The following is a 5,651-nucleotide window of genomic DNA, read 5'->3' on the forward strand; positions in this document are numbered from 1 at the left end:
AGGATCGCGATGATCTGAGCCTCAGTGTATCTGCTTGTCTTCATTCGAAATCTCCTCGTTCATCTTGCCGAGAAAATTCTACTTATGAAGCCCCTTACTTTCGGGGAGGATTACCACCGGAACCCCGGTCGGTATGGGTTACTGCCATTGCGCCAGCTGCCGTCACTGGTCTGCGGGTCCGGTAAACGCCTTCACTCTCTGGCATCCAGAACAGGTGCATATACCAAAAGGCGAGGAGCATCTTGCGGGATACAGCAAGACGCCTGCCAGTGACCGGATGTGGTGTACCGTCTGTGGCGGTCACCTCATGACTGTCCACCCCGGCCTCAAGCTGATCGATGTGTTCGCAGCCATCCTGCCGTCGATCGATTTTCAGCCAACCCCGCACGTGAACTATACAGAAACCGTCCTGCACCTGCATGACGACTTGCCCAAGATGAATGACTTTCCGGCCGAACTGGGTGGGTCTGGATTGCTCGTTCCAGAATAACTTCTACCCCGCTCCACCATGGCCGTTCGCTTCGAATGGCAATAGAAAGACCCGGGCAAGGCATCGGAGATGGTGGCCGAGAACGAGCGTCACAGCGCCACCCACGATCAAGGAAACGCCCCAAGGCGATCCCGCCCTCGACTGGTGGCAGGGCCTTACGGATGCCGAGCGGCAGGACTGGGGCGATCGGACAGGCGGAACCTTCGAGGCGGGCGGGAAGACCTGTTCGCGCATGGACCCGTGCCGCCTGCGCCCTGCGCAGCACGGATTCCCCTGCCGGTCCCTCTCGGTCCCGGAAAGGTTCCAAGCCAAAAGCGACCTGACCCGGTCACACGGGCGAGGGCAGGGACGCGGCGTCCCAGATGCGGCCTTGCCATTCCGGCACGCCGCTAAGGCCGTCGAAGGCCGCATCCTTGGAGATCAGGGGGCAGCCAAGCGCAACTGCAGTCGCCGCGATCATCCGGTCGAACGGATCCCGGTGGCTCCACTGCATTGCCCCTGCCAGAAACGCGATCTCGGCCGTATAGGGCGCGATCTCGGTGCCCTGCGCGCGCCAGAGCGGCAGAAGCTGGTCGATGACGGGATCAAGCTCTGGCCATTTCCCAAGGCGATGCTTCTGCGTGATCTCGTAGAAGCTGATCGGGGCGACATAGGCTGCCTCCGCCGCCTCGATCACGCCCCGCGCGGTGGCGCTCAGCTCCGAGGACAGAAACAGGCTCCAGATGAACGTGTGGGTGTCGAGCAGGACCGCCCTCACTCCCAGTCCCTCAGCTCATCCTCGGACAGGGGGGCGAGGAAATCCGGCACCCTGCTGACCAGTCCATCGCCGATCCCGATGCGGACAGTGGGGCGATGGACCGAGACCAGCCGCACGGCCGGCTGGCCGCCGCGGGCGATGATGACTTCCTCGCCCTTCTCGGCCGCGGCGATCAGTTCCGACAGCTTGGCCTTGGCTTCCGCGATGTTCATCTGCATGACCGCACCCCTTTTGCTCAAAACAAGATAGTCTTGAACCAAGAGTTGGTCCATCTGCTTGTGCTTGCCAAGATCTGACGGCAGCAGGTAAACCCCTTGTGGGTGTTGAACCTGAACGAGAGTGAACCTTTTGGCATATGCCTTGGGTGCGGTCGCGAAGGTGTCAGGGTGGAAGTGGCTGTTCGACCAAGCCTTGCGCCGCGAACCGCCCGCCTCGATGAGGCGGGCCTGTCCGAGAGTACCGAGGCTTTCCAACACGGACTTCACCAAACCCGCGCAGGCGCACAATCGTTCATCCAAACACGAAGTCGCCAGCGTCCAGATCAACGATAGAAACCCCTTGGAGCCCCAGACGATCGCCGTTTCCGAAGTCGATCATTGCGTTCGGTCCCACGTCGCTCATGAGCCCTGTCAGGTCAGCAAAGCTGTCAATGCCGTTCACCACGATCCTGATGGTGTCGACGCCGTCATCGAAGTCGGTGATCCTATCGGTGCCATCATCAAAGACGAACACATCAGCATCGCTGCGTCCGGTCAGCACGTCGTTGCCGTCGCCGCCGACGATCACGTCGGCGCCGTCGCCGCCGGTGATGCGGTCGTTGTCGGCGCCGCCGTCAAGCCGCAGGCGGATGAGCCCGGCCAGTCCCGCGCTGCCGGTGATGGTGTCGGCACCGCCGCCGCCGTTCACGTCCAGCCGCTCGGTGCTGCCGATGTCGAGCGAGAACGGAACGAGGTTGGTGCGGTCGAAGTCCACCCGGGGTCCGTTGGCGCCGATGGTGAAGGCATCGCCCACGGCCGCACCGTTCACCTGCACGGTGTCATAGCCCGCGCCCCCTTCCATGACGTCCGAGCCGTCGCCGTTGTTCCAGATCATCCGGTCGTTGCCATTGCCGCCATAGACCCTGTCGGCGCCCCGGAACCCGACGAGCACGTCGTGGCCGTCGCCGCCGAGGAGCACGTCGTTCCCGTTTGCCCCTCGGACGAGGTCATTACCGGCCAATGCATTGATTAAGTCGTTGTTGGGAGTGCCGATAAGCGTGTCGGCGCCGTTGCTGCCTGTGATGTTGGCCATCTCATATCTCCTGCCTTGCCGCCATGTGCGGATTGCACGCTATTGATGACCGGAGTCCGTAGATGCGAGCGTGGTAGGAAGCGTGGAATTCGACGCATCCGAACGTGGTTTTTGCGCGGAATCGTGCAAAGAAGTCGATGTAAACCTCGGTCACATAGCCACGTCCACGACCATCAGGAACGGGGGCCTAGCCCTCATCGCGCGCCACTGCACGGGCATAAACGTCGACCTGGCTGCGGGCGCGCAGGATGGTGTCGTCCCATCGGCGCGAGCCCTGCAGGCATGCCCCTGCCGCTGCACGGCCGGAACCTCGCTCCGCAGGTCGAACTGGTCGCCGGGGGCGGCGCCGGTACCCTGCTTGGCCTCCATCACGAACGATCCGCGTCGGTAACCCCAGCAGAACCCGACCAAATAGCAGCAGCGGTCACAGCAATGGGCCGGGCCGCCGCTGAGTGTCCAGCATGGCTTTGATGATGGGTTGGGTAGCCCCTCCTGACGGCACTTGTGCCACTGTGGTCCGGACGGATCAGGAGGGGCTACCCAACCCATCATCAAAGCCTGCCAGCCGCCTATCCGACCGGGCTGCGCGAAGGCGGTGTTCGGATGTTTCAAGAGAACCGTGGCGATTACGCCGGGGACACGGCCGCTCACAAGGCGATCCCGCCTACCTGGCCCTGCTTCTCTGCCGACGCCCGAACGACCAGCTGCGGCTGCATGGACTGGCGGCGCTTGGCGCGCGCATGGTCGCCGTGAAGGCCCGCGTGCAGCGCGAGGGCGAGATCGTCTACCCTGTCGTCCATGGGATCACCATATGTCGAAGGCACTCGGGAGCGTCGGGCAGTGCGGGGAAAGCTTCCCGCTGCCCTATCGCCGCAGCGGCGAACTCCACCATGACTCGCCCGGACCCGATCTTCGTACCCGCCAATCTGCCGGACCATGCCCCTGCGGCATGTATGTCTGTGACCTGCATCTCGATGTGCTCCGGATGAAGCCACAGGACTTCAGGTGCGGTGAGGTGCGATCCCGGGGTATCCCACCCCTTGAGCGCGGCGTGGGTTCGCTTCACCCTATCCATAGGGCGTACCGACACGCATCTGAGCAGATGTGCAGCCAGAACGGCACGCTGAGCCTGACAGTGCGATGCCGGCACGCCTGAATGCCGGGTACTGAAGTTGAAGGGCACGTGATCAGGCTGAGAGTTACCCGCTCTTTCGAACTCGCACCCCCCGATGCTGTCAGGAGATCCGGCTCGGGCAATCTGTACAGGGGGGTTGAGTGGATCATCCGCGCGTCCTCGGCATGATGCCGAGGGGCAGGCAGAGGCCATGAGCAGACGACCGGGCCGGAACCACCGCCCGGCTTTCAAGGCGCAGGCAGCGCTTGCCACCATCAGGGGCGGGAAAGACACTGGCCGGACTGGCCGGGCAGTTCGACGTGCATCCGGACCCGGGCCACGCAGTAGCGCAGGCAGCGCCTGGACGGCGCCTCCGGGGTGTCCGGGGCGCGGGGGGGCGGCCGCGGTGGATCCGGCATCGGCGGTGGACGTGAGCACGCTGCACGCGAAGAGCGGCGAGCTGACGCCGGGGAAGGATTTCTTGTCCGGCGCGCTCGGGCCGGGGCCGGTCTGCTGCCGGGCGCAGGACGATGATCGACCGCGACCATGGGCTGGGCGTCAGCCGCAAGGCGAAGGTGCCCGGGATCAGCCGGGGGCCGCGCCTGCTACCTGCCGCGGCCTGCCGTGGCCGCCGATCCCGCGCTCATGCGCCGGATCGTCGCCCTTCATCCTGAGCATCCCTTCGCGGGCAGCCGGATGCTGAAGGGCCTGTTGCGGGCGGAGGAACACGAACCGGGCCGGCTTCACGTCTGCCCGCTGAGGAAGGGGATGGCGAGCCCGGCGCTCTGCCGCCCGAACACGTCAAAGCCGGTGCCGGGCCACAAGATCTCTCCTTGTCTGGTGCGCCATCCGGCAGTGACGGGGCCAGGCCAGGCCTGGGCAATGGACAATCACCTCCATTCCGATGGCGAGGGCTTTGTCCACCTGACCGCCGTCCTCGGCTGGTTCAGCCGCAAGGTCCTGGCCCGGCGGCTGGCGATCACGCGGTCACCGGACTTCTGCATCGAGACCCTGAAGGACGCGCTCGGCCGCTCCGGCCGACCCGGGCTCATTCGTAAGCGTTTGGTCTGCCTGCCCTGCCGGGTTCAGGGAGTGACGGATAGTGTCCACTATGGATGGTGGACACTATGGGGCGGACGTGGCGCGTCGGACGAAGCGGCTCTGGACGGGCGAGGAGAAGCGCTCGATCTGTTTTCAGACGCCAGCGCCGAGCGTCCCGGTCGCTCAGGTCGCGCGCCGCTCCGCGGTCAATGCGAACCTGATCTTCAAATGGCTGCGTGATCCTCGCTTCGCGCCCGAGCCTTTAGCGGGCGGGTGTTCGCCCGAGCGCGTGCAGTTTCTGCCGGTCGGGATCGTGCAGGATGTCAGGGCAGCCCCGGCTGTCCCTGATGCGCCTGTCGCCGGCGGGGGCTTGATCGAGATCGAACTTGCCGGCGGGCATAGGATGCGGATCACGTGCCGTTATGATCTCGAGGCGCTGGCGCGGCTGATCCGGGGCCTGACGGCATGATCCCGGTGCCTGCCAACACGCGGGTCTGGCTCGCGGCCGGGGTCACGGACATGCGCAAGGGCTTCGCGGCCTTGGCCGCGCAGGCCGAGGCGGTGCTGAAGCAGGATCCCTTCGGCGGGCATCTCTTTGTCTTCCGCGACCGCCGCGGCGATCTGGTGAAGGTGATCTGGTGGGATGGCCAAGGCGCCTGCATGTTCCTGAAGTGTCTGGAGCAGGGGCGTTTCGTCTGGCCCTCGGCAACGGAGGGCAGGATCGCCCTGTGGTATTGCGCGACAATCTTGATGAGACGCGCGCGTCAATCTGGATGAGCTTCTACGTCGCGGCGTCTGGCAGGGTATCAGCGTGATTGTCGCTGGCAAGGCCCTGCGGGCCGGGTGATTGACGCTCCGCGACAGACTGGGGCGTATTGTTGATTGTCGCGAATGCGGCCGGTCGTCCCCGTGTCCGCTTTGCCTCCATGGCGCTGCGCCGGCGATAGCTTTCGACATTC

The 5,651-nt window shown here is 64.8% G+C and carries 6 protein-coding genes and 1 pseudogene; 3 read left to right on the forward strand and 4 right to left on the reverse strand.

The features are described 5' to 3' along the window. Positions 1 to 133 precede the first annotated feature (133 nt). Entirely contained in the window at positions 134 to 490 is a 357-nt protein-coding gene (locus H5395_RS17500) for a GFA family protein (protein ID WP_182793801.1), read from the forward strand. Positions 491 to 818: 328 nt separating this feature from the next. Here H5395_RS17500 and H5395_RS17505 read toward each other — a convergent pair whose 3' ends face one another. The 4 genes from H5395_RS17505 to H5395_RS17520 all read right to left on the reverse strand — a co-directional run bounded on the left by H5395_RS17505 (position 819) and on the right by H5395_RS17520 (position 3,337). After that, on the reverse strand, positions 819 to 1,247 hold the full coding sequence (locus H5395_RS17505; RefSeq protein ID WP_182793802.1) for a type II toxin-antitoxin system VapC family toxin: 429 nt from the start codon (positions 1,245 to 1,247) through the stop codon (positions 819 to 821). Further along, positions 1,244 to 1,465 carry a type II toxin-antitoxin system Phd/YefM family antitoxin gene (locus H5395_RS17510; protein WP_182793803.1) on the reverse strand — a complete coding sequence of 74 codons (222 nt, stop codon included), beginning with the start codon at positions 1,463 to 1,465 and terminating at the stop codon, positions 1,244 to 1,246. Before H5395_RS17510 ends, H5395_RS17505 begins: the two co-directional genes overlap by 4 nt. Positions 1,466 to 1,757: 292 nt before the next feature. After that, entirely contained in the window at positions 1,758 to 2,537 is a 780-nt protein-coding gene (locus H5395_RS17515; protein WP_182793804.1) for a calcium-binding protein, read from the reverse strand. Positions 2,538 to 3,184: 647 nt separating this feature from the next. Beyond that, positions 3,185 to 3,337: a hypothetical protein gene (locus H5395_RS17520; protein ID WP_182793805.1), complete on the reverse strand. Its 153-nt coding sequence runs from the start codon at positions 3,335 to 3,337 to the stop codon at positions 3,185 to 3,187. A gap of 938 nt (positions 3,338 to 4,275) precedes the next feature. Here H5395_RS17520 and H5395_RS19645 point away from each other — a divergent pair. Beyond that, the gene (locus H5395_RS19645) at positions 4,276 to 4,932 is read left to right on the forward strand and encodes a hypothetical protein (protein ID WP_220495114.1); all 657 of its coding nucleotides are present in this window, start codon (positions 4,276 to 4,278) and stop codon (positions 4,930 to 4,932) included. Positions 4,933 to 5,157: 225 nt separating this feature from the next. After that, a pseudogene (gene tnpB, locus H5395_RS17530) lies at positions 5,158 to 5,421 on the forward strand (IS66 family insertion sequence element accessory protein TnpB); the annotation flags it as partial. Positions 5,422 to 5,651 lie beyond the last annotated feature (230 nt).

Origin of the sequence: Paracoccus sp. MC1854 (assembly GCF_014164635.1) — a bacterium.
In the GTDB taxonomy this organism is placed as follows: domain Bacteria; phylum Pseudomonadota; class Alphaproteobacteria; order Rhodobacterales; family Rhodobacteraceae; genus Paracoccus.